General features: G+C 61.8%; 1 protein-coding gene and 1 pseudogene. Both read right to left on the bottom strand.

Annotation, left to right across the window (positions count from 1 at the left end; genetic code table 11):
- Positions 1-435, bottom strand: a pseudogene (locus tag P0D73_RS46565) (heavy metal sensor histidine kinase); the annotation flags it as partial.
- Positions 435-800, bottom strand: a 366-nt coding sequence (locus P0D73_RS46560) for a winged helix-turn-helix domain-containing protein (RefSeq protein WP_408321406.1), incomplete at its 5' end; no start/stop codon positions are given. The pseudogene P0D73_RS46565 and the gene P0D73_RS46560, both read right to left, overlap by 1 nt.

The following is an 800-nucleotide window of genomic DNA, read 5'->3' as shown; positions in this document are numbered from 1 at the left end:
GGCCTCGATAATCCGTGTCGAAGCCGGAATGCGCCTGAGCGGCGGCAGCGCGGAGATGACCATCACTCCGCTCGTCGCGCTCGTTTCGCGTGTCGTATCAGCCTTATTTTCTGCGTAAGGCGCAGCGAACGTCGCCGCGATATTGTGTTCGACCACCCGGTTGCCGTCAGGACCAAAAACCGCCATCGACATCGCTTCATTGCCGAGCACCGTGCTGGTCAGGCGATCGCCGTGCTCGCGAATGCCTTTTACCGTATCAAGTTCCTGGGCGAGGCGGCGTGCGTGGCGCGCGGCAAGCACAATCTCTAGATTGTCCTGCGCCTTGATCTGCTTTTCGAGCGCGACATACAGAAAGCTGCCGACGAGCACGAAAACTGCCAGCGTCGTCGCGCCGAACGCCAGCGCAAGCGCCGCGGCAAGCGAACGGCCGCGCATCAAGCGATGTCCTTCAGTTCGAGCACATAGCCCACGCTGCGCACGGTGTGGATCAGCTTGACGGGAAAGTTGTCGTCGATCTTGGTGCGCAAGCGGCGGATCGCCACTTCGACCACATTGGTGTCGCTGTCGAAATTCATGTCCCACACATACGATGCGATCTGCGTGCGGCTCAGCACTTCACCCTGACGGCGCGCGAGCAGTTGCAACAGCGAGAATTCGCGCGGCGTGAGATCGATGCGCATGCCGCCACGCTTTACGCGCCGGCGGTTCACATCCATTTCCAGATCGCCCACCTTGATCAGTTCGCTTTCGCGTGGCGGGCCGCGGCGCGCCAACGTGCGCACGCGCGCCAGCAATTCGAT

This window comes from Paraburkholderia sp. RL18-101-BIB-B (assembly GCF_046026985.1).
Taxonomy (GTDB): domain Bacteria; phylum Pseudomonadota; class Gammaproteobacteria; order Burkholderiales; family Burkholderiaceae; genus Paraburkholderia.
Note: the sequence above shows the minus strand (reverse complement) of the source record. Positions and strands in the feature narration are given on the sequence as shown.